This is a genomic window from Hymenobacter radiodurans (genome assembly GCF_004355185.1).
GTDB lineage: Bacteria > Bacteroidota > Bacteroidia > Cytophagales > Hymenobacteraceae > Hymenobacter > Hymenobacter radiodurans.
This window is the reverse complement of the sequence record NZ_CP037922.1, coordinates 2,216,574-2,243,382: the sequence shown is the minus strand read 5'-3', so window position 1 is coordinate 2,243,382 and position 26,809 is coordinate 2,216,574. Positions and strand designations below refer to the sequence as shown.

The following is a 26,809-nucleotide window of genomic DNA, read 5'->3' as shown; positions in this document are numbered from 1 at the left end:
TCATGAAGCAACGGAGCCTTTGCGTATTATTAACTTTGACTCACCCGTGACCTGTTTAGAAATCGAACGTTGGCTAGGCGCTGAAACCGCTAATGACCTCTGGCGAGTAATACCACGCCAGCCACTATCAGCCCTACGCCCAGCACCTGGCCCAGCGTAATCTGCTCTCGCAGCACCAACCAACCCAGCACGGCGGCCACCGCCACCGAGCCACCGACGATAATGGGCGTACCCACCGAGGCTGGGGCGCCTTTCGTGAACACGTAGAATGTCAAAATCTCAGCGATGCCCACGCTCAAACCCGCCAGACAGGAATACAGCACGCCCGTTTGAGAGATGCTCACTGGCTGCCGTGTAGCCTTGATATAAAGTAGCAAAAAGCCCCCCACCGCCGCCGCCACGAGCTGAAGGAGTACTGCCCCAGCTACTTGGTGAATGTTACCCGATGCCAGCTTAATAAAGAAGTTATAAAGCCCGAGGCAGAAGGCTGTGATGACAGCCAGCAAAAGCCAGTTCATGCAAATGGCTCTAGGTCAGGCGATGTAATAGGTCCTGCTGGGTATGCTGCCAGTCCTCGGCCGATTCGTTTTTAGCCCACATCTCCTGTAGCTCCGACTTGCTGACTACAGCCTGCACGGCTTGCTGGGCCATCTCGCGCAGGTCCTCGCTTTCGCTGGCATCCAGCTTCACTATTACGGGTATCAGATCGGCGGGAAAATCGCGGGACGGTTTGCCCAGAATGGCAGCTACTATTTCAGCCGCCGCCAGCGCTTCGCTGGCTGCATCACCGTCAATATGGTCTTCCTCCTCAGCCACCGCGACTAACGCTTCGAGCAGCTTTGCCTCATTGTGATTATCACGGAAGTCTTCGGCGAAGTCGGCTGCCGCGTCGTTGTCGAAGTTGTAGTAGCCCCAGGTTCCCATATGCTAGTAAATAAGGTGTAGTACTAATCGTGTCTGAAAGCTTTACTAGCTAAGCGACAGAATGGTTATTTCAATCATCTTTCTATAAACCTGTCGCAGCGCTGCGGCTATTCCGGCTTTTCAAGCGCATTATCCATCGCATCGTCATCGGCTTCTGTCAGATAGTCTGCTACACTGGGCACAAGTGGCTGCGGAGAAGTGGGACTGGAAAATGATTCTTTCTGAAGAAAGAACGATTCGGCCTGCATTGCTTTATAGCCATAGTAGCCTCGCCCTATAAGATGAGCTGCCACCGGCAACAATAAAACCAGTGGTAGCCAAAGAGGCATTATAAGTTGGGTTGTTGCTTCTCGCCGCCGATGGCGCACTACTGCCGACGCCAGTAAACAACACACCGAAAGCCCCCAGCGACAAAAGCACCTGTTATTACTCCTAAATAAACGAGATATTCAAAAGGATCAGGGTCCTGATATGAGACAGCTTGCGGCAGTGCAGACAATGGAGGATAGATTGTCCAACCATCCGATTCATTAAACAGCCAAAAGGAAGCGTTAAACCATATGTGTCCAACCGCAATAATTACGCAGGCCACAGCCGCCGCTACCACGGCACTCAGCCGCAAGTCCGCTACCAGCATCATATTACTTGAACTTCTCCTTCAGAATCTCCAGCTCCACGGCCGGCGAAATCTTCTCATAGAGGATGTGGTAAGCTGCGTTGGTAATTGGCATGCTCACCTTCAGCTTCTTATTCAGCTCATAAATACTCTTGACGGCGTAGTAGCCCTCGGCCACCATGTTCATCTCCATCTGCGCCGATTTTACGGAGTAGCCGCGACCTACCATGTTGCCAAACGTGCGGTTGCGGGAGAACTGGGAGTAAGCCGTTACGAGCAGGTCGCCGAGGTAGGCGCTGGCGCTCAGGTCGCGCTGGTTGGGGCTGAGCGCGTAGAGGAAGCGCCGGATTTCCTGCACCGCGTTACTGACTAATACCGCCTGAAAATTGTCGCCGTAGCCCAGGCCGTGGGCAATGCCGCAGGTTAAGGCAATGATGTTTTTCATCACGGCGCAGTATTCAATGCCGTCGAGGTCGGCGGCGGGGTGTGCCTTCACGTAGCGGTTGCGCAGGAGCTGGCAGAAATCCTCGGCCAACTCCAGATCGGGGCCGCCGATGGTGAGGTAGCTCTGCTTTTCGAGGGCCACTTCCTCGGCGTGGCATGGGCCGGCCACAACGCCCAATTGCTCTACATCAAGCCGAAAACGCTCAGCTACGTAATCGGTAACGAGCACATTTTTGCCCGGAATCATGCCCTTAATGGCGGAAATAACGCGCTTGTCGCGGAGAGAATCGCGGTCGAGCTTGTCGAGGGCGCCCTGCACAAAGGCGGCGGGCACGGCCAGCACCAGCCAATCGGCATCTTCGACCACTTCCTTCAGGTCGGTGGAGGGAAAAACGCGACTCAGATCGAAGGCCACCGAGGATAAGTAGCGCGGGTTGTGGCGCGTACGCAGCAAGTGCTGCACATCGTCTTTGGAGCGCAGCCACCAGCCCACCTGGGCCCCGTTTTCGGATAATATTTTTGTTAAAGCAGTAGCCCAGGAGCCGCCGCCGATCATGGCTATTTTTTCCACCAAATAAACGTATTGGAAAGCGCGCGAGCACCTTCTCCGGTTAAACGACCTGAACCGCCCCTGCCCTCAAACCCAAGCGCAACGGCAACCAACTTTGTCGCAAGGACGAGTTTAGACAAAAAAATGAGAGGCCGGGGTAAAAAAGCCCCCCAGCCTCTCATTTGCTACCTAACAAGCCCTGTTAAAGTTGCTTAATCAGCATCAGCTACTTCTTCTTTTAGAGCCGCTTTGTTGATAGACTTTTCGTCTTTCACTACCACTACTGCCCCGTCTTTCAGCTTCTTATGCACGGTTGCATACGGGCCGCTGGCTACCTGGTCGCCGGCTTTCAGGCCACTGAGAATTTCAATATTTGTGATGTCGCTGATTCCAGTTTTTACTGGCACCATTACGGCCTTGCCATCACGAATTACGAATACCACTTCCTGCACATCGGTTGGCGCGGCTTGGGCAGTCTCCTCCGAATTGCCACCGCCGCCACGGCCTACGCGCACCTTCGGACCATCACCTTTGTTGGGGCCGGCGATGGCCGAGCTATCCGTTTTGGTGGTTACGGCGTTGAGCGGCACGCTCAGCACATTGCTTTTACGGTCGGTGATAATATCAACAGAAGCTGTCATGCCAGGACGGAATGGGACGATGGTACGGCCGCCCACATTGCGCACCAGGTGCTGATAGGATTCGGGCACCAGACGGATTCGGACCTCAAATTCGGTAACAGCTTCAGCAGTCAGGGCGTCTTTGGCGGTATTGGCCACGCTGGTTACGATGCCCCGGAATTTCTCGTCCTTATTGGCGTAGGAGTCCACATCCACGTTCACCGAGTCGCCCAGGTTCACGTCGATGATCTGGTTTTCGTTCACGTTCACCCGCACCTCCATGGAGTTGAGGTCGGCAATGCGCATGATTTCGGTACCAGCCATTTGCGAAGTACCTACTACCCGCTCGCCTCGCTCCACATTCAGCTTACTGACGGTGCCGCTTACGGGGGCGTAAATGGTCGTTTTCTCCAGGTTGCGGCGAGCCTCATCCAATGATGCCTGCGCGCTGGCTACTCCAGACTGGGCACCGCGAATGCTTTGGCGGGCGCTGTTTATTTCTTCCTGGCTGGCGTCGTAGGCGGCTTTGCTAGCCTCGTAATCGGCCTGGGAAATTACTTTTTGCTTATACAGCGAGGCATTCCGACGATACGCCAGCTCAGTCTGCTTGGCGTTCGCCATCAACTGCTGCAAGCGCGCCTGCGTCTGGCCAACGTTGGCCCGCTGGGTATTCACGCTCGCCGACTGCATGTTTACCATAGCCTGGTAGTTATCGGGGCGAATGCGGAGCAACAGCTGCCCTTTTTTAACGGAGTCGCCCTCGGCTACATACAGCTCCGTGATTTCACCGGATACGTCGGGCGAGATTTTTACTTCCGTCTCCGGCTGTACTTTGCCCGAGGCGCTTACCTTTTCCACGATAGTCGCTGGCCCGGCTTTGGCGACGATAACTTCGGTTCCGTCAGGTTTACCTATCCATCCCTGCTTTTTGGCCACCATGTACCCGGCTATCAACAGAACCAGTACTCCCAGCAGAATGTATAGTAAGCGGTTGTTTTTCATGTTTGAAAAGAAATCCAGCGTAGGGAAAGAGAAGGCAAATAAATCAATTAAAACTAAAGATAGGGCAACGCTACAGCTGGTTTTCTATGGCCCGCTTACGCTGGAGCTTCGCACGGCCTTTTATTCCATCTATTTCACCCTCGCTGCGAGCTTTCTAACGACTGGGGGGCTTTTTTGCCCCGGTGTTCAGCAGCCTGAGCGTCGCCCCTTACTTCCTTATAAGGTCAGCGGGTTGCCTTGGTAAAACTCTAACACCTTCCGACGGAAAATAAACTCATACTTCGCCTGAATCATGCTCGATTCGGCTCCATTGAGGTTATTTTTTGCAATGTTAAACTCCGTGCCGTTCAGCAAGCCGTTGTTGAACCGGATTTCGGCGTTGCGGTAGGCCGTAGTAAGGGCTTGCACCTGACGGCTGGCGGAGGCAAAGCGACGCTGGGCGGCAATCGCGTCGGCGTAGGCCTGCTGAATAGTCTGCTGTAGTTCTAGACGGGTTTGGGCGGCCCGTAGCTCGGCCTGCTTTACCGCAATCTGGGAGCGCTGCACATTGGTACGGGTCTGCAGACCATTCAGAATGGGGATTTGCAGCGTGAATTGCAGGGAACGGCCAATGTTATCCTTTATTTGAGAGCCAAATTCAGTAGGAAGCAGCTCAAAATTGGGTTGACGAGGTGTGAGCACCGCAAAGTTGGTGGGACGCGGGCCAACTATTGGGTCAATCTGAAAGACGGGCAGCGGAGTGCCAGCAGTAGAGTCGCCGGTGAGCACCCGCGCCAGCCGGGCGGAGGAGAAACCTGTGAAAACACCGGCCCCGAAGAATAAACGGGGATAATAAGCCCCCGCGCTACCTCAACGCCCCGAATTGAACTTTGCACGCGCAAATCAGCCGCTTGAATCTGCGGCAAGAAGCCCTGCGCGGTTTGGTAAGTATCGTTAGGATTAAAATTGACAGTCGATTGCTCATCGGGGTCCGGCAGGTTCGGCACTTCGATCTGGAAAGCGGCGGCACCGGCCGGGTCCAGATTGAGCAGCTGCGCTAATTGCAGGCGCGAAATGTCGCGCTGGTTTTGGGCCGTTACTAAGTTAAGCTCGTCGGAAGCTAGCTGCGCTTGTGTATCAAGCAGGTTGCTTTCGGCCACGCTGCCGGCCGCGAGCAGTTTCTTGGTCCGCTCGAGCTGCTGTTGGGTAGTGTTTACCCGCAGTTCATTGGTGCGCACCAACTCCTGGTTCAATACTAACTGCAGAAACGCCGCGGCAACATTCAAAGACAAATCATTGCGAGCCTGCTCAATGTCGGCTAGGCTAGCCTTGTAGTCCAACACATTGCGCTTCACAGTATTGCGCAGCTGAAATCCCGAGAAGATATTCAGCTGAGTATTTGCCGAGAAGTTATTAGAGCGAATTGTCTGACTTACGAAGTCGTTGGTCAGCGGGTCGAGGCCGGTACCATAGTTCCAAGCCTGCGTGCCGTTGGCGCTGGCCGTAGGCAACATTGCCGCCCGGCTTTGCCGTAGATCTGCGTCGCTGAGCTCCGCCGAAAGTGTGCTTTGGCGTACGTTGAGGTTGTTCTGCACAGCATAATCTACGGCCCGCTGCAGGGTCCAGGGGCCGCTAGGCACCGGAGCCGGAGCAGCAATGGTGCCGGCGGGCGGCTGAGCAGGCGTAGTCGTTTGAGCCAACCCTGGTACGGCCAGCAACAACCAGGCGCTTGCCCCCAGGGCAGTCACCCGATGGAAGATCGGAGTACGAGTTTGTTTCATGTGTGTTTGGTCTTGATGACGTAAGAGTGCTGGCAACTAGAGATTTAGACTTCGCTTGAGATGGATTGCATAAACAATCTGTGCTCAAATATAATAAAAGGTACTATGCAACACAAAGTACCACTATTTTTATCTATGAAAACACCTTTAGAACCTATCTGGGGGGCATTTTTCGCCTCAGATTCAGCTTATTCGACAGTAGGAATGTAGGTAACCTGATGAACCCAGCTTAGCTGGCGCAGATATTCGAGCGTAATCGGCTTGATGCCTGAGTCCATTTCGATAAACTGGCGGGCCAAATCGTTGCGCCCTTTGCGCGAAACGAACATGGTAGCGATGTTGCAGTCGTCGTGGGCAATGACGGACGCGATAAAGGCAATAGAGCCCTGTCGGTCGTCGGCGTCCACGATGAGCGTATGTAGAGAGGCGGAAAAGTCGGCCGGAAAACCGTCGACCTCAACTATCCGAATCACGCCCCCGCCCCTGCTTTGGCCAATAACCTCAGTAGAATGGCCCGTGCGCTCATCGCGCAACTGCAGCTTTATCGTGTTCGGGTGCATGGTGGACGCATTGCCTACACTCTGAAACGTGTATTGCAGGCCGGCTTCCTTGGCGTAGTCGAAGGCGTCGCGGATGCGCTTGTCGTCGGTGGCGTAGCCCAGCAAACCGGCCACAATGGCGCGGTCGGAGCCGTGGCCCTCGTAGGTGCGGGCGAAGGAGTTGTAAAAGGTAATGGTGGCGTGAGTGGGCAACGAACCCAGAATTCGAATCGCGGCACCCGCAATGCGCACTACTCCGGCCGTGTGCGAGCTGCTGGGCCCAATCATCACCGGCCCAATCATATCAAAAATGCTGCTTTTCTCGGCCATAATAGCGGTAAAAGTAGATGTTTCGGGCGGGAAAACAACGATTGATTTGGCCTGCAATGGCGGAGGCGGCTGGGGGGCTTTTCGGGGCTTGTTTCTATAGATACCAGTAAGAGCCGAAGAGTTGCCTGCCCGCTCGCTTTTGATAGGATTTTCGTTCTTTGCGGCGCTTACCCGCTTCTCTCCCTCCTATGGAAATGCCCCCCAATCAATCCGAATTCACGCCTCAGGTGCTCGAACAGCTCCGCCGCCTGCAAGCCAAATATGCCGCTGACGGCCAAGACCTTGCTTCCTACCTCGAAGGCCTTTTCTACGCCGATTACGTCAACTACTGGGACTATATCGAGCTTGATACGCTCCTGAGTCTGCAGCGCCCGCTTACCCAGATTCCGGATGAGCGTATTTTCATTATGTATCACCAGATCACGGAGTTGTACTTCAAGCTCTGCCTCTGCGAGTACGAGCAGATGGGCGAGTTGCAGCAGCCCACCGTGGGCGAGCTGGTGCTGCGCATCAACCGCATCAACCGCTACTTTGAGAACCTGATCGACTCGTTCGACGTGATGGTGGACGGCATGGACAAGCAGCAGTTCTTGCAGTTTCGCATGGCCCTGATGCCGGCCTCGGGCTTCCAGAGCGTGCAGTACCGCATGATTGAGTTAGCCTCTACTTCGCTCGACAACCTGGTAGATAAAGAGAAGCGCCGCCTGCTGGGCGAAGCCGCTGCCCACGACGAGCTAATGGGTTGCATCTACTGGAAAGCCGGCGCTACTATCGAAGAATCGGGCGCGAAAGCCCTGACGCTGATTCAGTTTGAGGAAAAGTACACCCAAACCCTCCACGACCACGCCGCTCACTACCGCACCCGCAACGTCTGGACGGTGCTAGAGCGTCTGCCCGCCGAAGATCAGCGCCACCCCCGCCTAGTGCGCGCCCTGCGCCAGCTCGACGCCAACGTGAACGTGAACTGGCCCCTGATGCACTACAAATCGGCGGTGCGCTACCTGGAGCGCGACCCTACCGCCATCGCTGCCACGGGCGGCACCAACTGGAAGAAATATTTGCCCCCCAAGTTCCAGCGCCGCATCTTTTACCCGCTGCTCTGGACGGAGCAGGAGTTGGAGGAATGGGGTAAGGCTTGGGTAGAGGAAGTTTTGGGAGAAGCGCAGGCGCCGAAGTAGCTAAATTTAAATAATATTCAAAAAATGTCTTCAACTATTATTAATTATAAAACACTGGCTTGGTACCAGATTGCAGGAGGAGTTATTGGAATCTTTGCATGGATAATGGCCTTAATCTCAACAGAATCAATTTCTGGAATCGTTTTATTTATGTTAATAATAATGATTAGTTTGTATATATTTTCAATATATGCGGGCCAAACTTTACTATCAAATCATTCGAAAGGCCTCAAACTTTCCTTACTAAATCAAGCTTTACAAATCATTCATTTTGCTGCGGCTGGTTACGCTTTTAAATATATCTCAGGAATTGGTTTTACTATAGGCATTGACCTTACTAAAGATGTTCTGTTTAAATTTAACTTTGAATTATCATCAATGATTTTAAACATAAATTACGAAAAATATACAGCTACATTAAGTTTCAATGTTATTGCCATTTATTTACTTTTATATATTACTAGGCTACAAAATCAAGTACAAACGAAAATACCTAATTACACTAAATGACTCAGACTATTTAAGATATTAAGGTATAAAACTACATCGGCCGCCGCCCCTGCTTTCAAGCAAGAACGGCGGCCGATGTAGTTACTAAGAAATACTACAGTTGCGCCTTAGCAGCACCAGCAACTTTGAAAGCAACCTGCGAGTTTTCCCAGGCCATCGTGACAGTGCCAGCTTTATCGGCTTTGATGGTGAACTGCTCTACGGGTTGTGCGGTCTTGGTGGGCTTCACTTTGACGCGCAGAGCATCCTGCTTTTCGTCGTACTTAAAAGCGCCCCACTGATTGGCGGTTTTGTTGAAGATAATGGTCCATTCCTGCTCGTTGGGAATAGTAAACAGGGCGTATTTGCCAGCAGGTAGCGCCTGCCCATTGATGGTAACGGCCTGTTTGGCTTCAAACGTAGTAGCCTCATTGGCGCCCGTGCGCCACACCTTGCCGTAAGGCTCCAGTTCGCCGAAGATCTTGCGGCCTTTCATCGAAGGTCGGCTGTACTCGATGGTGAAGTTGGGGCCCGTAACGGTGGCCGGGGGGCTTGGGCGCTTGCTTTTGTCTTCAGGCGCTTTAGTCGTAGTCTGGGCAACAGCGCTGCCCGCAAACAGCAACATGACCCAGACGAAAAGGAGCAGGAATTTGGGAGAGGAGGTTTTCATACGGGTTTAGGTAGAAAGGGTGAATGGTGTGCCTACACAACCAAGTCGGTAGGATTTGTTTTAAACGAAACCCTGATTGTTAGGGGTTTAATGAGTACACGGAAGGACGTATTATTCGCCAACAGGTTGTAATAGAAGATACTAAATTATTGCTCAGAAACATGCGGCCTGTAGCCTAAAAGCGAAACCCAGCGTATCGCCGGAAGCTGGGGGCTTTTTTAGGGGCTTGAGCGTACTCTCTCAAAAACCGCAAACCAGTTACCTTATCACGCTAAAGCTCTCATTTCACTTCCTACTCAACTTTCCTGTATGACCTACGTCGCCAATCCGGACCGCTACACGTCCACCATGCAATACCGACGCTGCGGCCGCAGCGGGCTCAAGCTGCCGGCCGTGTCGCTGGGACTATGGCAGAACTTTGGCGATGTAGATGTGCTGGAAAACTTCCGCGCGACTTTGCGTCTGGCCTTTGATCACGGCGTGACGCACTTCGATTTGGCCAACAATTACGGTCCCCCGCCCGGCACGGCCGAAACCAACTTTGGCCGCATTCTGAAAGAAGATTTCCGGGCCTACCGCGACGAGCTGATTATCTCTACCAAAGCGGGCTACACGATGTGGGACGGCCCCTACGGCGACTGGGGCTCCAAGAAATATCTAGTTTCCAGCCTCGACCAAAGTCTGCGGCGCATGAAGCTGGACTACGTGGACATTTTCTACCACCACCGCCCCGACCCCGACACGCCGCTGGAAGAAACCATGGCCGCCCTTGATCTCATTGTGAGTCAGGGCAAAGCGTTGTATGTGGGCATTTCCAACTACCGGCCAGCCGAAGCGGAGCAGGCCATCAAGATGCTGCGCGATTTGGGCACGCCCTGCCTCATTCATCAGCCCAAATATTCCATGTTTGAGCGCTGGGTGGAAGATGGCCTCCTCGACTTACTTGAAACCGAAGGCGTGGGCTGCATCCCTTTTTCGCCCCTAGCCCAAGGCCTGCTGACGGATAAATATCTACACGGCATTCCAGCCGACTCGCGGGCGGGACGCGGCGGCCCATCGCTTTCAGAAGAACAACTCACGCGCGAGCGCCTCGACCAGATCCGCCGTTTGCACCAGCTGGCGCAGGAGCGCAACCAAAGCCTCGCCCAAATGGCCCTGGCCTGGATTCTGAAGGATCCGCGCGTGACGTCGGTGCTCATCGGTGCCAGCCGCCCCGCGCAGCTCCAGGATTCGCTGCAATGCCTGCATAGCCCGAGTTTAGCGCGGAGCAGTTGAGCACGATTGAGGAAATTCTGAGGTAGAAAAGCCCCCAGACGTACATAAAGCCCAAAAATCATTTATGAAATGTGACCGTCATGCAGCGCGCAGCGAAGCATCTCGCGTGCTGATGGGAGAGGTTAATCTTACTTAGGCAGAACGTCATGCTGAGCCTGTCGAAGCATCTCTACTGATTACTAACCTCACCCTTACCGCAGCGAAGCGGCAGAGATGCTTCGGCAAGCTCAGCATGACCGCCAGTTGGGGATTTTGCATTGCAACGACTCCACGCGAGATGCTTCGGCTGCGCCTCTAACGTTCTAGGGGGTTTTTCTCACAAATTCACTTGACCATTTTTCTATGTCTGCTACCTTATTTAGCCCGCTGCGCATGCGGGAAGTTGAGTTGAAGAACCGCATTGTGGTGTCGCCCATGTGCCAGTATTCGTCGGAGGATGGATTTGCCAACGACTGGCACTTAGTGCACCTGGGCAGCCGAGCCGTGGGCGGAGCAGGCTTGATCCTATTTGAAGCCACTGCCGTCTCGCCTGAGGGCCGCATCACGCCCGACGATCTGGGGATTTGGAAAGACGAGCACATAGCCAATTTACAGCGCATTACTTCATTTATAACCGCGCAGGGCTCCGTTCCGGGCGTACAGCTGGCCCACGCCGGCCGCAAAGCCAGCATGAGCAGCCCTTGGAAAGGCGGCCATCCGGTGCCCGTTGCCGAAGGTGGCTGGCAGGCGGTAGCACCCAGCGCCCTCCCCTTCCGCCCCACCGACCCCTCGCCGATGGCGCTTGATGAGGCTGGTTTGCAAAAGGTAAGGGATGACTTTCGGGACGCTACCCGGCGGGCCCTCACCGCTGGTTTTAAAGTCATCGAAATTCACGGCGCCCACGGCTACTTGCTGCACGAGTTCTTCTCACCGCTCAGCAACCAGCGCGCCGACGAGTACGGCGGCTCGTTCGAAAATCGCATCCGGTTATTGCTTGAGGTGACCGCTGCCGTACGCGAAATCTGGCCGGCGGAATATCCCCTATTTGTGCGCATTTCGGCTACCGATTGGGTCGAGGGCGGCTGGACAATCGATGATTCGGTGGCCCTGGCCCTTGAGCTAAAAAACCACGGAGTAGACTTGGTAGATGCGTCTACAGGAGGCAATGTCCCCGATGCTAAGATCCCGGCCGGCCCTGGCTATCAGGTAGAGTTTGCCGAGCGTATTCGTCAGGAAGCCGGAATGCCTACAGGTTCGGTCGGCATTATTACCACGGCTCAGCAGGCGGAGGAAATACTGGCCAGTGGTCAGGCGGATCTGGTGCTGCTAGCGCGGGAGTTTCTGCGCGACCCCTACTTTCCTCTGCACGCGGCCAAGGACCTCCACGTTGATTTGCCCTGGCCCGTGCAGTACGAGCGGGCCAAGCGTAAGTAGACGCTACCCCATTTAGTAAGAAGCTCCGGTTCAAAAGTCCAGATTCCTTTCTTTAGCCAGTGCACCAATCGCTATGGGGTAATGTTCGGTACGTACCTTTGCTCCTAGCAACGTTTTCTCACGGTTTAAAGGTTAGCTCCCTTTCACCCCATGTTCGATAAAAAAGAAATAGAAGTGCTGCTTCCGCCCGAAGTAGCCTACGACGAATTTGCCCGCTACCGCGCCCTGCTCGCTGCCGTCGGGGCCCAGCCTGGCGAGGCCGATTTTGTGCATTTGCGCAAACGCTCCATTGATGCCCGGGGCCGCCAGCCCCTGGTGCGACTGCGCGCTGATGTGTGGTTTCAGCCTCCGCCCGCCGATATTTTTGGTCCCTGGTTTAGCTATTCTGATGTTAGCCAGGCCCGCCGCTCGGTAATAATTGTGGGGGCTGGGCCAGCCGGATTATTTGCGGCGTTGCGAGCGATTGAGTTGGGCGTGAAGCCTATTGTGCTGGAGCGCGGCAAAGATGTCCGTACGCGTCGCCGCGATTTAGCTGCTCTGAACAAAGACCACGTAGTTAATCCCGATTCCAATTATTGCTTCGGCGAAGGCGGCGCGGGCACGTATTCCGATGGCAAGCTCTACACCCGCGCCACCAAGCGCGGCGACGTGGGCCGCATTCTGAAGCTTCTGGTGCAGCACGGCGCCACCCCTGATATTTTAGTGGATGCCCACCCGCATATCGGCACCAACAAGCTGCCCCAGGTGGTAGCCGCCCTGCGCGACTCCGTCATTCAGGCCGGCGGTGAGGTTCGCTTTGAAACGCGGGTAGAAGATTTAATTCTAGAAAAAAACCACCTGCGCGGCGTCGTTACGGCCACGGGCGAAGCAGTGGAAGCCGACGCGGTTATTCTGGCCACCGGCCATTCCGCCCGCGACATTTACGAGCTTCTACACCGCCGCGGCGTGCGCGTGGAAGCCAAGCCCTTCGCCCTTGGGGTGCGCGTGGAGCATCCGCAGGCTCTTATCGACCAGGCCCAGTACCGCCGTCAGGATCGGGGCCCTCTGCCGGCGGCTTCGTACTCGCTGGTGCACCAAACCCAGTGGCGCGGACAACAGCGGGGCGTTTTTTCGTTTTGTATGTGTCCGGGGGGCTTTATTGTGCCCGCCGCCACGGCGCCCGGCGAGGTGGTGGTGAATGGCATGTCGCCGAGCCGCCGCGACTCGCGCTTTGCCAACTCGGGCATTGTGGTGGCCGTGGAGTTGGAGGAAATGGACGTGAAGCGACACGGAGCCCTAGCCGGTTTGCGCTTGCAGCAGGAAATTGAGCAGCGCGCTTGTGCATTGGGGGGCAATTCTCAGGCTGCCCCGGCTCAGCGACTCGGTGACTTTCTGAAAGACAAGCTTTCGCCTGAATTGCTCGAAACTTCCTACCAACCTGGCTTGGTATCGGTGCCGATGAGCCAGGTGTTGGGTGCTGGTCTTACTGATCGTTTGCGGCAGGGTTTCAAGGCTTTCGGACAGAAGATTCCCGGCTACGCCACCAACGCAGCCCAGATTGTGGGCGTGGAAAGCCGCACTTCCGCCCCCGTGCGCATCCCCCGCGACCCGGCTACGTTGCAGCACCCCGAGATTACGGGCTTGTTTCCCTGCGGAGAAGGCGCGGGCTTCGCGGGTGGCATTGTGTCGGCGGCTATGGATGGGGAGCGATGCGCGGAGGCGGTGCTCGCGGTGTTAGCTTAAAAATGCCCCCCAGCCGACCTTTTCCGTATAAATCAGAAGAACAGTTCCCCTGTTTACTTCTACCTATCTCATTTAACGGCCGCCCTGCACGGTCCCTGCTATATGAAAAAGACCCTCGTACTCGGTGCCAGCGACAACCCTGCTCGCTACGCCTATAAAGCTGTACACTCCCTGAAGCGCCACGGCCACGATGTGGTACCGGTAGGTCTGCGCAAAGGCCAGATCGCTGGCATCGACATCCACACCGACCGTCCTACCGAGCCCGAAATTGACACGGTGACGCTCTACGTTGGACCGCAAAACCAGCCTATCTGGTACGATTATATCCTGGATTTGAAACCCAAGCGCATCATCTTCAACCCCGGCACCGAAAACCCCGAACTAGAGCGTATGGCGCAAGAGCGCGGTATCCGGACGGAGGAAGCCTGCACCTTGGTATTGCTCTCGATTGGTAATTATTAGAGGGAAGATCATCCACGAAAAAGCCCCCAGAAGTGATTCTGGGGGCTTTTTTTATCCAAGCAATGATCCTAGCATTCTTCAAAAGCATTGTAAAATACATATTTTTTATATCACAATATGTTTATAATTTTAAGTAAGCATCGTTTGATGAAAGTGTAATTAGTTAACCCCTAGCTTTTTACTTGCCATGGCAGATCGTTTCAAACAACTAACCCTGGCCGAGTTCATCCAGGTGCTGAACAAGTTTCCATTTACGCGGCGCATCAACGCGGTGCACATGCACCATACCTGGCGCCCCAATCGGGCTCAATACCAGGGCATGGCCTCTATCACGGCCATGTGGAAGTACCATACCCAGCACAACGGCTGGTCAGATATTGCGCAGCACATCACCATCGCGCCGGATGGCACCATCTGGACCGGCCGCAACTGGAACTTGGCGCCCGCTAGCTCGGGCGGCCATAATGGGAACTCCCAGGCCGGGCCGTTCATGTTTGAGATGATCGGGGATTTTGACAAAGGCCGCGACCCATTCGATGGAGCCCAGCGCCACACCACCCTACAGGTGGTGGCGCATGTGCTGCACCGCTTCAAGCTGCCGGCCGAGGCCCTGCACTTTCACAACCAGATGTCGGTAAAAACCTGTCCCGGCAGCAGCATCAACTATGCCCAAACAGTTCGGGAAGCGCAGCTACTTATGGCTAGGCTGGGCTCGCGCTCCGTGCCGACTGCCAACGAAAGCATCGACGAAAACCAGGTAGCAGAAGCCTTGGCTGCCCTGCGCTACGTACCCATTGCCAGCCGCACCCGCAACCTGGCCACCGAAGCATTGGCCGAACCCGCCGAGGAAGGCATGAGTCGCCAGGAGATGCACTACGTGGGCGAAGCCGACCCCAGTGCGGCACGCGGCCTTCTAGGAGCCGAGGAACTCAGCCCCGCGGAGCTACGGAGCCTACGGCCGCACGTCGTGAATCTGGACCAGGGCCATTTCTCCCCCGGCGGCATATGTAGCACTAGTCCCGCTGATGTAGACGCCATTTTCGACAAGCACCTAGAACAAGCACTCGCAGCAGCTAAAACCGCCAAACGCCCCTTGCACGTGCTGCTGTACGCTCATGGGGGGCTCGTGTCGGAAAAAAGCGGGCTCAGCAGCGCCGCACGCTACGTACCCTGGTGGCTCGCCAACCACGTTTACCCGCTTTATTTTGTGTGGGAAACCGGCCTGTGTGGTACGCTGGGCGCCATTATTCGCGGAACCGGCTCCCGCGAGCTTGCCCGTGGCGTCACTGACCTAACTGATCGGCTGGTAGAAAAATCGGTGGGCAAAATTGGGGGGCTGCTCTGGCGAAACATGAAGGATAGCGCCGAGGTGGCCTCCGCCCCCGATGGCGGTGCCTACTACGTGGCCCGCCGACTTCAGCGTTTTTGCCATAAGCACGCCGCCGACGTACGCACGGGTGCGCTGCAGCTGCACGCCGCCGGGCACAGCGCCGGCTCTATATTTCACGCCCACTTCCTGCCCCTGACGCAGCAACTAGGGGTGCCAGCATTTCGGACCTTGCACCTGCTGGCGCCAGCCATTCGGGTAGATGAGTTTAAGAATCGGTTGGCGCGGTTGGTGGGCACGGGCGTGCAGCACCTCACGCTCTATACTATGCGCGACAAGCTGGAGCTGGCCGATACCTGCTCGCTTATCTACCGCAAGTCGCTGCTGTATCTGGTGTATTATGCGCTGGAAGCAGCCCGCGAAACTCCCATTCTGGGGCTGGATTCCTGCTTGTCGGCCGATGAGCAGCTACGTACACTTTTAGGACTGAAAGGCGCGCCCCAATCGAACGCCGAAGTGGTGTGGTCCAAGACGACCGAAGCAACGGGTCGCAGCTGCAGTACCAGCACCTCCCACGGTGGCTTCGACGACGACGCAGCAACCATCGAAAGCGTGCTGCGCCGAATTCTGAATACGGATAAGATTACTCCCTTTCCAAAGACACGCGACCTCACCGACCCTTGGCACGAGCCAGTCGAGCTCCCCGAGGAAATGGTGCTACTAGCCCAGGCGCAAGCGGCCGCCAGTTCGGCACCCCCGCGCAAATCAGCGCGCCCCAGTCGGGTATCGAGCGTGCCTACCGTCAACGGGAAAGGGCGGCACCATCAACGGGCCCTGTGCATTGGGATAGATGACTACCCGGCGGCGCCGTTGGCGGGCTGCGTGGCCGATGCCAAAAACTGGGCCCACGCCCTGAAAAAAAAGGGTTTTGAAACCGCCTTACTCCTTAACGAAGCCGCTACTCGGTCGGCTATTCTCGACACCATCACCAAGCTGGTAACCAGTAGCAAGCCCGGCGACGTGGTCGTGATTCAATACTCGGGCCATGGCACCACCTTGCCCGACCTGGACCGCGACGAAGACGACAGCCGCGACGAGGCCCTCTGCCCCCACGACTATGCCACCGGGGCTTTCGTGGTTGATGATGATTTAAGGGCCGTATTCCAGCGCATACCGGTTGGAGTAAATGTTACGTGCTTTATGGATTGCTGTCATTCGGGCAGCAATACCCGCCTGCTGACGCTGGTTCCACCCGCCAACCCCGCCCATGACTCGCGGCCCCGCTTTATGCGCGCCACCGAAGCAATAAAGCAAGCCCACAGCCGCTTCCGCAAGAAGCTGGCGCAGGACGGAGCAGCTCCCAAGGCCGGCAGCCGGGAGGAAATGCGCGTCGTCAACTTCACGGCTTGTCAGCCGTGGGAAGTGGCGTACGAGTCGGATGGCAGCGGCGACTTCACGGTACGGGCCCTGCCGCTGCTGACCAAAGCCACTACCGATACCACGCACTCAACGTTCTTGGAGAAGGTGGTGCAGGCTTTTGGAAAAAAAGGAATACCCCGCCAGCACCCAACGCTGGACTGCACCGATGAAGCTCTGCAATTGCCGCTGCTGCGGCCGCTCCAGGTTGTAGCAAAAGCAAAAACGAAGGCCAAGGCTACCCGGAAAAAAGCAGTTAGCTAACGTCCATAGTGGGCCCGCGCCAATCTGTCGCTTAGCATCAAACGGGGAAATAAGAGTTTAGCCGTCAGGCTTCTCGTCATGTAATTTAGAGGGAAGGGTATGTCGACGAAAAGTAATGGAACCGCCCCCAAGCCGCACCGGGAGGTTGCGGGCGCGCGAAAAAGCCCCCAGTCCCCTCGAGACCTAAACCCATTCGCGCTACACTCAAAAATAAACCCGGCGCCCTTCCCCGAGTGACAGCAAAGAAGCACCTGCGGCTCGGCCGGCCGGGCCCGCCCTCTCCGATTTGCTAAACGCGAAAAAGGCTTCGCCGGAGCGCCACACGGTTGCTCCGGGGAAGCCTTTACCTGCCCGGGAGTCTGAGGGGCTGGCCGACCTAAGCTGGCCTTTGCTGCTGAAAAAACTGCAAGCTACTCCAGCCCAACCCGCCCTGGAGGACAGCCTGCGCACCTACTTCGGCGACGAGGAATTTGGCGTACTACAACAAATGCTGCTGGCTCACCCCTACCGCAGCGGGCAGCCCATGGGCGCGCGGGACGTCGATTTGGTAGATGTAGTGTTGCTGCCGGGCATTATGGGGTCGGGGTTGCTTACGGGCAAGCCTGGGGGGCAAAATCGTCCTCTGTGGGTTAATCTGCTGCGCATCGCGACGGAGGGAATTGGCGCCTTAAAGCTGGTGCCTGGGCAAGAGGGCGGCATTGGCGTGGGAGAAACCGATACGCGAATCTACGCCCGCACCCTGCTCAGCCTGGGACAGCACTGGCGAATGCATCCGCTGGCTTACGATTGGCGCCAAGACCTAGGGCAGGCCGCCGACCGGCTCGCTGACTTTATCCGGACTAAGTTACCCCAGCGCCCGGTGCATCTGGTAGCTCACTCTATGGGCGGCTTGGTGGCGCGCTTATTTATTGCCCGCCACCCCGACTTGTGGCAAAGCATGCGCGGTTCCGACAGCAAGGGAGGCCGTCTGATTATGTTGGGTACGCCCAACTACGGCTCCTATGCAATGGTGCAGGTGCTATCAGGGGCCGAAAAGCTGGTCCGCTGGCTGGCGAAGCTGGATTTGCGCAACAGCCTGCCGGAAGTACTAAAGATTCTGAATACGTTTGAAGCCACTTACCAGCTGCTGCCGGCCCCTGCTAAGCTCAGCACCGAAACCGGCGTGCTCTACCAGCGCGGCACCTGGGGCGACCACCCCATTTCGGAAGAATACCTGGCTAGCGCCCACGCGCTGCATACCCTGCTGGCCAAATCCGCCGCTACCATCGACCCCAAGCGTATGATATACATAGCCGGCTGCAACCGCCGCACCCTCGCGGGGCTGGATGTGGTGGGCCCCGGCGAGTTTAGATACCATGAAACGCTGCAAGGCGACGGGCGTGTTCCGTTTGAGTTGGGCCTGCTGCCCGAGGTGCCTACGTACTACGTAGATGAGGACCACGGCAGCTTACCTCGTAACGAGCTGGTGTTGAAAGCCATAACCGAGCTTCTTAACTACGGCCATACGTCGGCCCTGCCCCAGAAGCCCATTATCACGCGGGGCGGTACCGCTCGCGACGGCTACTGGCACCGTCCCATTGGCGAAGACCTGATGGGTACGAAGCTCGAACAGCTAGCGCGGCGCGCAGCAGCGGGCAGCAAGTTTACGGCGGAAGAAAACGCGGAAGTCTTGGCTGCCGAGGATGCGTTGATGCGCGCCGCGGCGGGCGAAGAGCGCCCCACCCGCCGCCTCGATCAGCTTCGTACCATGCCCGTCACGGCGGCCTCACGCTACCCGATTACGGTGGCCTTAATTTGCCAGCCCATCACTACAGTCAAGGCAAAAGTTCTGGTGTTGGGCCGCTACAAGGGGGCCCCGCTCACCAAGCGCCTGGCCCAGGTAGATGAAGCGCTGGACTACTGGATCAGCCAGGCCAGCGACCATGCGATGCTGGGCAGCGAGCTAGGACAGGTAGCATTCATCCCGGGCCGCAATAAGCCCAACCTCGCCGCTAAAGCTGTGCTGGTGGCCGGCATGGGCGAAGAAGGCCGCTTTACGCACCACGACCTGCGCTACCTCATGACCAACGTCACGTATGCCTTGACGTCGCTGGAATACACCGAATTTGCGGCGGTGGTCGTGGGCACCCAGGCTGGCACCATGAGCGAAGAACGAGCGGTACTTAGCTTTCTGCAAGGGGTGTGCGATGCGCTGCAACCGACTGCCAAACTGAACAGCGACAGTCGGCGGCGTAGTGGGGTGCCGCTGGAGCGCATTACCATTGTGGCGCGTGACGAAGCGCAGTTCAACTCTATGGCGCTCACGCTGGAGCGCATCAAGGACGACCAGCCATTGGATGGCCTGCACATTCGTTTTGAGCAAACCCCTCCGGACCCTGCTGCTTTGCAAGTGTCAGAGTCTACTACCCACGAATCGGCGCCCAACCGCCCCGATGACTTGCCCGCTTCAGAGGCGGGGCCCCGCATCACCATTGAGCGGGACGGCTCCCGATTTCGCTTTTCGGCACTGGTAAATGGGGCCGTGATTCCGGTGCGCGAAGTAGACGTGCAGGACTTCTTTCCCAACAGTATTTCCGACCGGCTTATGGACTCTGCCACCCGCGAGGAGCAAGAAACGTACGGGCATCTGCTAACCACAGCCCTCTTTCCCGTCGATTTTCAGGAGCTGCTGGCTGAGCCCTTAACTTTTATCCTAGACCGTGACACGGCTGGGATGCCCTGGGAAATGGCGTGTTTCTCGCACGACCGCCGTCGGGATACGCAGTATTTTGGCCCCCAGCTACAACTCACGCGGCAGTTTCGCACCATGCTTTCGCCCAAGCCTGGCTTGCCGCCACCGCGCAATCATGATTTGAGGGTGCTGGTGGTTGCCGATCCCGCTCCGGAACCAAAATATCAATTACCCGGCGCGCGCCGGGAAGGCCGCGCCGTAGTGCAGGCTCTGAGCCGCATCAAGCAGTACTCCGGCCTTGATATTGATGTGGTAGAGCGCATTGGCGATGCCGAATGCGACCCACTGGAGATTCTGGCCCTCATTCTAAATGGCAACTTCGACGTAGTGCATTTTGCTGGCCACGGTGTATTCAACACACAACGGCCTGGGTATGGGGGCTGGGTGTTTGGTGAAAACCGAACGTTGTCGGCCCGCGAAATCTTTCAGGCCCGCCGTGTGCCGCGTTTGGTATTTGCGAATGCCTGTTTTTCGGCCACGGTTTCATCGGGCCATTCAGCGTTTACGGCTGAGGAAATGAACCGCAACCTGGCGGGTGTAGCCGAGGCATTCTTTGAGCGGGGCGTGCGTAACTATATTGGTACCGGCTGGCCCGTCAACGATGTGCTGGCGGTGACGTTTGCGCAGGAATTCTACGCGCAAGCACTACTGGGCCTCGATAGTACCAAGCTGAAGCAATATTCGCAGGACAGTAAGCAGGGTAAAGGCCGCCCCCAAACGCTTGGCCGGGCCCTGGCTGCTGCCCGCACCCTGATTGCGCACCAGGGTTCTACTTGGGGCGCTTATCAGCACTATGGGCAAGCCAATGACTTGCTGGTAGCACAACAAAGTGAGGATTTTGCCCCCCAGTAATTTGTGGCTGACTGCTCTGAGAGGCACTTCTTGAGGCGCTTCCTCAGGCTTCTCAAGCGACAGTTGCCGCTTTAGCTACCACTTACTTTCCTGGCATTTAGCCTCAACTTCACAAGATATATATTAAGAAAACCCCCTAGATACGTTTGGGGGGCTTTTTCGTGTTCTCTCTCAAGACTAATTTAATGCTATCAGACTGCCCGGGGTTTGAAGTTGGTGTAAGCACCGCGCGATTTGCCACGCCAGCCGCTCATCGTCACTCTTGCTTCGGGGATTGGAGCCGGCAAAGGAACTTGTAAAAAACACCGGCGGCGACCCAGGCAGGGAAGTACAATGATACGTGCCTGTATGTAGGTCTGGCTCTTTTGTAAACTTCAGGCCCATCCAAACACCTTGCGTTTTATCCTTATTCACGTCTTTGCCCATCAGCTCACGCGCAAAAGCATTAGCGACTATTATCAATTGAGGTTTTACCAGTTCTATAAGTTGCTTAGTAAGTAAGGCTTGCTCGTAAATAAATTGTGCAACTTCTGCCCGGCCCATCTCTTCCCTAAAGCGTGCTTGTTTGGTTTCGCGCACGTAAAGCACATCTAAATGCGACCAGGGTACGGTAGCTTCGGCAGTTGCTCCCGCCGCAAAACCAGCCTGAAAGCGTTGCTCCTGCTTTTCAACGGTGTTCATGAATCTAGTTAATCGACCAAAATAATCCGGGCCTACTTCCCGCTTAGCTTTATAGCTTGTGAGATTCAAATCTTTTTCATTCAGTGATGGATTTATACCCAAAACGAGTATGCCATTCGTAGTCACTGAGGTTGGGTACAACGGCGGATGCTTTACCCAATCCAGCCCCAAATCCGTCCATCCTGTATCCTGATAGCGTTGCCATAGATCCTTCAAACTTGCTCCTATTTCGTTCTGTACGGAGATTTCTGACGAAACATATACGGCTGGGCATGACTGCTTTTCGCTTGTGAGTAGCACGTAAACGGCCGTATCCTCATCTCCTGAAATGGAACAGGTAATGGTGGGACTTGCCGCGTTGGGCCAGTGCTCCATCAGCAAGTCTTGTAGGCCGACGAGCACTTCCGTAGCCAGATTTCCTGTTTCGGTCGGCTCACTAACGTGGAGCAGTGCGTGCGTAATCTGAGCACTCATGGACAATCTGAGCCTCTGTAGCTGCTCAGATAAGGCTGATACGGCAGCACTGGGAGAGGCTAGCGCGCTACCGCTGAGACGAAGTAGGGCGGCGAAACGGGAGTTGCTAAGCTGCCGCAATATCTCGGAAGGTGTTCCAATAAGATTTTTATACATGTCAGAAGGCTTTGTAAATAAGAATTATTTCAGAATAAGCTTATTCTACCACGTTTCGGCTTTTTGTTCAACAGCAGCACAGGTTTGTTATATAAGACTTTGATTTACATATAGATATATTTCACAATGCTATAACTATCACCGGCGGCTTCCAATGTTGAAACATTTGTTGTAATGGCGGTACTGGAGTAGGAGGCAACTATTTTTAATAAAAAAGCCCCCCAGAGGCAACCCCTTCTTCAAAGGTTGCATCTACCCCACCAAACGCTCTGCTATTGTCCCTTTCTACTCTTTCTTTCTCGTGACTGACGCCGACCTCATTGCTGCTTGCCGCCAAGGCAACAGCCGCGCCCAGAAGCTGCTCTACGAGCGGTTCGCGGGCCTAATGCTGTCGGTATGCTCGCGCTACCTACGCCACCGCGAAGACGCCGAAGAAGTGATGCTGATGGGATTTGTAAAAGTGTTTAGAGCCTTGGATCAATACCGCCACGAGGGCAGTTTTGAAGGTTGGATTCGGAAGATTATGGTGAACGAGGCCCTGGGTCAACTCCGCCGCAAAGAACCGCTCCACCTGGCCATCGACGATTACCCCGTAGACGTAGCCATCACGGCGGCCGATGCGGAAAGTGATCTGAACGCGGCCGATTTGATGCAGATGCTTACCCAATTGCCCGCCGGTTATCGTACCGTATTTAACCTCTACGCCGTAGAGGGCTACACTCACCCCGAAATTGCCGAGCTGCTGGGCATTACGGAGGGCACCAGTAAATCGCAGCTGAGTAAGGCCCGGGCCATGCTCCAGCGCCGCTTAGGCGGGGCTAGCAGTGCTTCAGCCTCCACCTCCTCACCCAAAGAATTTTATGCAACCGGAAGATATTGATAAGCTGTTTCGGGAGAAGCTGGAGCGCCACGCGCCCCCGCCACCCGACTACCTCTGGGCTCAGCTCGAAGCCGAGTTGCAGCCTGCCCGCAAGCGCCCCGTTATGTGGCTCTATGCCTCGGCAGCCGTCATTACGCTGCTCATGCTGGCCGGCGCTGCTTGGCTATGGCGGGGGGCAAATATGGCCCCCGCCGTGGGTACGGTAGCGCAAGTAACTACGCAGTTTGCGCCTCAAAAGTCCGAAGCAGCTTCTTCGAAAAATTCATCTTCTCAGGCAACCCTTCCTACCACACAACCATCTACCCCAATAGAAGCCGCCGTAGCAACGGCTCCTACGAAGCAGCAACCCTCGGAAGCGCAACCGATGCAGCCGCTTCGCTCCAAGCCAGCCACTACTCACCAACTGGCTCGCGCTACAGGAATACCCCGTTCATCATCACCTAAAAAGCTTAGTACCCCACCCGCGCAGAACACCATGGTAGCTACTCTCACTCCCACCAAAGCGCAACCGGAGCGCCCCGTGACGGAGGAAACGCAGCCAAATGCCCCCCAGCAGCTTCCAACCGTTGCTACTGCCTCTACTACCCCATCGGTACCCACGGGTCCGATAGAAGTGGAAGTGCGCCAGTCGTCGACAACTTCGGCCCTGGCGGCCAGCCAAACAGCTCCGCGTAAGGGCCGCTTAGGCGGGCAGGTGATGCGCCAGGTGAGCAATGCCCTGCGCGGCGAACCAGTGACTTTACCCCGCTTACCTGAGGACGTAACCGTGACAGTTCGGCCTCCAGGCGTTAATCACGCCCTAGTTATTCAACTCTAATTTTCCCTACCTCATGAACCGCTTCTACACCCTGCTGGCAGTGCTTCTGCTGGCCCTGGCCGCGCCTTGCCGCACCCTCGCCGCCGCACCTGCTCCCGACGACACCATTGTGGTGAAACTACCCAATCAGGCCACTATGACGTTGTTTGTCAAGAACAAAGCCCAGTTGCGCGAGCTTCGCAACTACAAGCTCGACTCGCTGATGATCCTACTGGACACCTACATCTCCCAAGCCGAAGCCGCCGGCAAAACCTCCAAGACCGAGACGGTGACAATGGAGTTTTATCCCGCCAAAGACCAGCCCGGCAAGCAAGTGCCTGAGCAAATTCGGGTGACGGTGCGCACCGACGAAGGCAAAAAGAGCGACACCGAACGGGTAGATGTAGTGCTGGGTCGCGCCTTCGGGGTATCGGTGGTGGAGAATGGCGACGATGACCACGTTTCTATCAAAGTAGGGACCTCTGCCATCGACGACTCCACCCGCAACGCCCAGCGCGAAGCCAAGCAGAGAGAGCGTGCCGCCCGCCCCGGCCACAGCGACTTCGGCATCGATATCGGCCTGAATGCCTTGGTAAATCGTACGGCAACTACGGCCGAAGACTTCGATCTGCGCCCCTTCGGTTCCCGCTACATCAGTCTCAACTGGCACTATTTGTATCGTCTAGGTCCTCAGGGCAGCCCCGTGCGCTTGCTCACTGGCCCCGAGTTGTCCTTCAACAACTATATGTTTGATAACAACGCCCGCCTGTTCACGACGCCTACCGGTACGGTCATTCAGAACGAGCCCAACCTTGATCTAGATAAAAGCAAGCTAGCTACCACCACTATCAATCTGCCGCTTATGCTAGTGCTCAACACTAAAAACAAGAAAGGCAACGACGATGGATTCCGGTTGGGTGCCGGTGGCTTCGCGGGCTACCGCTTGGGCAGCCGCACCAAGATCAAGTATGACAACGACGACCGCGACCGCAAAGACAAGGACCGCGGTAGCTTCAACCTTGAAGATTTCAATTACGGCCTGCAAGGCTTAGTCGGAATCGGTGGCTTGGATTTGTTCGTCAAATACAATCTTAACGAGCTCTTCAAAGACGGCCGCGGTCCCCAAGCCCAGACCCTCAGCTTTGGCATAACCCTCGGAGGAATCTAAGCTTAACCTGTAGCTTTAGCAGACAAAAAGCCCCCCAGATACGTCTGGGGGCTTTTTTGTGTATTGCACGTTGCTTTTACTCAATTGTCTGGATGAGAGTAGTCATTGGCCATTACTAATAGTAGTATCGATTCCTTTTCTGGCACGCCATAAACGACGGTTCAGCCCACTATTCAAATACTTAAACCACAGCTCATCAGTATCTTACAAAGTGTTTATTAATTACTCGATCTGACACTTATTTGGGTTGATCTTCGTATTTTCAGTGTATCAAAATTATAATAATCATATTTTTTCATGTAATGATGATATGAATATTTTCTTACGCTTGTCAAAATGGAGTGCGGTAGTGCTATTGGTTTCGTTGCTCAGCAGCTGCGAGGATATTCTGGAGCAATACTTCCCTACACGTAACCCCACCACTCCGACCTTTCCATCCTTAGGGCAGGACATCCCCTTCTACGCCTTATCGGGTGGTACCAAGCTCGATGCCTACTCCACGAAGGATCCTGCGACGCGTACCTCCTCGGTGGCCCTCACAGGCTTGGCAAGTGGCGAACAAATTTTAGCAATTGATTTTCGCCCCGCTACCGGCCAACTCTACGGGGTGAGCAGTGCCAGCCGCCTCTACGTGATCAACCAGAATACGGGCGTGGCGCGGGCCATCGGTGCGGGTGCCTTTACCCCGGCGCTGGGGGGCAATTTAGTGGGCTTTGATTTTAACCCCACCGTCGACCGCATTCGGCTCGTCACGTCTACGGGCCAAAACTTGCGGCTGAATCCCGAAACGGGCACCGTAGCCGCTACTGATGGCGTCATTAATGGGGTAACAGGGACTACCATCACCGGGGCCGCGTATACGAACAACACGAATGGGGTAGCTACCACTGCTCTTTATGCGATTAATACTCAGAATCGGCAGCTCTACTTAGTCAACCCACCTAATGAGGGCACGGTGGTACCCGTAGGCAAGCTAAATCTAAACGTCAGTGGTAATGGCGGCTTTGATATTGATGCTACCACTGGCACGGCCTTAGGCCTCTACCCGATCAACGGCATTCCTACCCTCTTCGCCGTGGATCTGACGACGGGGGCGGCCCGCCCGCTGGCCCAGTACGCTGTTAGCCTGAGCTACAGGGGCCTTGCTATTCCTACTCAACCGGTCGCCTATATTAGTGCCGGGAGCAGCCTCGTGATTTTTAATCCTACTACGCCATCTTCTACCGCGAATCCGGCCCCGCTCGTTGTCAAGCCCATAACAGGGTTAACGCAGGATGAAGGTGTGAGCGCGCTGGATTTTCGTCCTGCCACCGGCCAGCTCTATGGGCTCGCAGTTTCGTCTTTTTCTCAGAACCCAGGGGCCCGGCTATACACCATCAATCCGGCGACGGGAGCTGCTACGCTCGTGGCTCCACTTAGCCTTTCAGGGTTCTATCAAAGCGTTTCGGATTTGGAATTTAATCCCGTTACCGACCGCATCCGCATTTTTATGGGGAGAGGAGGCACCATCCCAGCACGGAACCTGCTGATTAACCCCACCACTGGTGAGGTGGTAGAGGACACTCCAATTACGCCCCCTGCGGCTATTCCCTTTACCTGGGCCTACAGCAACACCTTCGCCGGGGCAACGAGTACGACTTTATACGGCCTCAACTATGAGCTATTTAATAAGAATGAATCCAGAAGCTGGCTTACCCAATTGACTACGCCCAGTGAGAATCGACCTGTGGAACTGCGAGGACTGGGACTAGATCAAATAATTGGGGGCAGCATGGATATTGGCGGAACCACCAATACAGCCTATGCCCTGCTCATCAAATTCGCAGGCAGTGGCCCTGATCTCTATACCATTAATCTGAATCCGCGCACGGGCCCATCTACCACGTTTGTGGCGCATTATCCTACCAATCTCGGCTGGGGCTTGGCAATTGGGCCCGGCTTCTAGCTGGCTTCAGCTAATTTCAGTGTGTCCTTAGCACGTTGCTGCATAAGCTGAGGCGCTACGTGTGACGCTCTAGGCTGTCTGGCACACGATAACAGGTTTCGTATTCTTCAAAATCTACCCACGCA

General features: G+C 55.7%; 22 protein-coding genes. 12 read left to right on the top strand and 10 right to left on the bottom strand.

The window, feature by feature from the left end:
- Positions 1–89: 89 nt before the first annotated feature.
- From EPD59_RS10530 to sdaAB, 8 genes are all read right to left on the bottom strand, one after another.
- The gene (locus EPD59_RS10530) at positions 90–518 is read right to left on the bottom strand and encodes an EamA family transporter (protein ID WP_133272745.1); all 429 of its coding nucleotides are present in this window, start codon (positions 516–518) and stop codon (positions 90–92) included.
- A 10-nt stretch (positions 519–528) separates the two neighbouring features.
- On the bottom strand, positions 529–924 hold the full coding sequence (locus EPD59_RS10525; RefSeq protein ID WP_133272744.1) for a DUF4259 domain-containing protein: 396 nt from the start codon (positions 922–924) through the stop codon (positions 529–531).
- A 107-nt stretch (positions 925–1,031) separates the two neighbouring features.
- Positions 1,032–1,253 carry a hypothetical protein gene (locus tag EPD59_RS10520; protein WP_133272743.1) on the bottom strand — a complete coding sequence of 74 codons (222 nt, stop codon included), beginning with the start codon at positions 1,251–1,253 and terminating at the stop codon, positions 1,032–1,034.
- Between the two features lie 312 nt (positions 1,254–1,565).
- Entirely contained in the window at positions 1,566–2,555 is a 990-nt protein-coding gene (locus EPD59_RS10515; protein ID WP_240731707.1) for an NAD(P)H-dependent glycerol-3-phosphate dehydrogenase, read from the bottom strand.
- A gap of 191 nt (positions 2,556–2,746) precedes the next feature.
- Positions 2,747–4,156: an efflux RND transporter periplasmic adaptor subunit gene (locus EPD59_RS10510; protein ID WP_133272742.1), complete on the bottom strand. Its 1,410-nt coding sequence runs from the start codon at positions 4,154–4,156 to the stop codon at positions 2,747–2,749.
- A gap of 216 nt (positions 4,157–4,372) precedes the next feature.
- Positions 4,373–4,924: a TolC family protein gene (locus EPD59_RS10505; RefSeq protein ID WP_165963548.1), complete on the bottom strand. Its 552-nt coding sequence runs from the start codon at positions 4,922–4,924 to the stop codon at positions 4,373–4,375.
- On the bottom strand, positions 4,864–5,916 hold the full coding sequence (locus EPD59_RS10500; protein ID WP_133272740.1) for a TolC family protein: 1,053 nt from the start codon (positions 5,914–5,916) through the stop codon (positions 4,864–4,866). Before EPD59_RS10500 ends, EPD59_RS10505 begins: the two co-directional genes overlap by 61 nt.
- A gap of 188 nt (positions 5,917–6,104) precedes the next feature.
- Entirely contained in the window at positions 6,105–6,785 is a 681-nt protein-coding gene (gene sdaAB, locus EPD59_RS10495) for an L-serine ammonia-lyase, iron-sulfur-dependent subunit beta (RefSeq protein WP_133272739.1), read from the bottom strand.
- 194 nt (positions 6,786–6,979) lie between these two features.
- Here sdaAB and EPD59_RS10490 point away from each other — a divergent pair, with 194 nt between their 5' ends.
- Positions 6,980–7,963 carry a tryptophan 2,3-dioxygenase family protein gene (locus EPD59_RS10490; RefSeq protein ID WP_133272738.1) on the top strand — a complete coding sequence of 328 codons (984 nt, stop codon included), beginning with the start codon at positions 6,980–6,982 and terminating at the stop codon, positions 7,961–7,963.
- Between the two features lie 24 nt (positions 7,964–7,987).
- Positions 7,988–8,473: a hypothetical protein gene (locus EPD59_RS10485; RefSeq protein ID WP_133272737.1), complete on the top strand. Its 486-nt coding sequence runs from the start codon at positions 7,988–7,990 to the stop codon at positions 8,471–8,473.
- A 94-nt stretch (positions 8,474–8,567) separates the two neighbouring features.
- Here EPD59_RS10485 and EPD59_RS10480 read toward each other — a convergent pair whose 3' ends face one another.
- On the bottom strand, positions 8,568–9,122 hold the full coding sequence (locus EPD59_RS10480; protein ID WP_133272736.1) for a DUF2911 domain-containing protein: 555 nt from the start codon (positions 9,120–9,122) through the stop codon (positions 8,568–8,570).
- A gap of 309 nt (positions 9,123–9,431) precedes the next feature.
- Between EPD59_RS10480 and mgrA the strand changes: the two genes are divergently transcribed.
- The 6 genes from mgrA (at position 9,432) to EPD59_RS10450 (ending at position 20,584) form a co-directional block, all read left to right on the top strand.
- Positions 9,432–10,397 (top strand): L-glyceraldehyde 3-phosphate reductase, encoded by a 966-nt coding sequence (gene mgrA / locus EPD59_RS10475; protein ID WP_133272735.1) that lies wholly within the window; start codon positions 9,432–9,434, stop codon positions 10,395–10,397.
- 414 nt (positions 10,398–10,811) lie between these two features.
- Positions 10,812–11,810, top strand: a complete 999-nt coding sequence (locus tag EPD59_RS10470; RefSeq protein WP_240731739.1) for an NADH:flavin oxidoreductase/NADH oxidase — start codon at positions 10,812–10,814, stop codon at positions 11,808–11,810.
- 150 nt (positions 11,811–11,960) lie between these two features.
- Positions 11,961–13,532 (top strand): NAD(P)/FAD-dependent oxidoreductase, encoded by a 1,572-nt coding sequence (locus EPD59_RS10465; protein WP_133272733.1) that lies wholly within the window; start codon positions 11,961–11,963, stop codon positions 13,530–13,532.
- 102 nt (positions 13,533–13,634) lie between these two features.
- Positions 13,635–13,994, top strand: a complete 360-nt coding sequence (locus EPD59_RS10460; protein ID WP_133272732.1) for a CoA-binding protein — start codon at positions 13,635–13,637, stop codon at positions 13,992–13,994.
- Positions 13,995–14,181: 187 nt separating this feature from the next.
- Complete coding sequence (locus EPD59_RS10455) at positions 14,182–17,001, top strand: caspase family protein (protein WP_133272731.1); 2,820 nt, start codon at positions 14,182–14,184, stop codon at positions 16,999–17,001.
- 286 nt (positions 17,002–17,287) lie between these two features.
- Positions 17,288–20,584: an alpha/beta fold hydrolase gene (locus EPD59_RS10450; RefSeq protein ID WP_133272730.1), complete on the top strand. Its 3,297-nt coding sequence runs from the start codon at positions 17,288–17,290 to the stop codon at positions 20,582–20,584.
- Between the two features lie 177 nt (positions 20,585–20,761).
- Here EPD59_RS10450 and EPD59_RS10445 read toward each other — a convergent pair whose 3' ends face one another.
- On the bottom strand, positions 20,762–21,895 hold the full coding sequence (locus EPD59_RS10445) for a hypothetical protein (RefSeq protein ID WP_133272729.1): 1,134 nt from the start codon (positions 21,893–21,895) through the stop codon (positions 20,762–20,764).
- Between the two features lie 301 nt (positions 21,896–22,196).
- Here EPD59_RS10445 and EPD59_RS10440 point away from each other — a divergent pair, with 301 nt between their 5' ends.
- The 4 genes from EPD59_RS10440 (at position 22,197) to EPD59_RS10425 (ending at position 26,684) form a co-directional block, all read left to right on the top strand.
- Positions 22,197–22,775: an RNA polymerase sigma factor gene (locus EPD59_RS10440; RefSeq protein ID WP_133272728.1), complete on the top strand. Its 579-nt coding sequence runs from the start codon at positions 22,197–22,199 to the stop codon at positions 22,773–22,775.
- The gene (locus EPD59_RS10435) at positions 22,756–23,592 is read left to right on the top strand and encodes a hypothetical protein (protein WP_133272727.1); all 837 of its coding nucleotides are present in this window, start codon (positions 22,756–22,758) and stop codon (positions 23,590–23,592) included. The genes EPD59_RS10440 and EPD59_RS10435 overlap by 20 nt, the downstream gene beginning before the upstream one ends.
- 13 nt (positions 23,593–23,605) lie before the next feature.
- The gene (locus EPD59_RS10430) at positions 23,606–24,739 is read left to right on the top strand and encodes an outer membrane beta-barrel protein (RefSeq protein WP_133272726.1); all 1,134 of its coding nucleotides are present in this window, start codon (positions 23,606–23,608) and stop codon (positions 24,737–24,739) included.
- 310 nt (positions 24,740–25,049) lie between these two features.
- Complete coding sequence (locus tag EPD59_RS10425; protein WP_133272725.1) at positions 25,050–26,684, top strand: DUF4394 domain-containing protein; 1,635 nt, start codon at positions 25,050–25,052, stop codon at positions 26,682–26,684.
- Positions 26,685–26,809 lie beyond the last annotated feature (125 nt).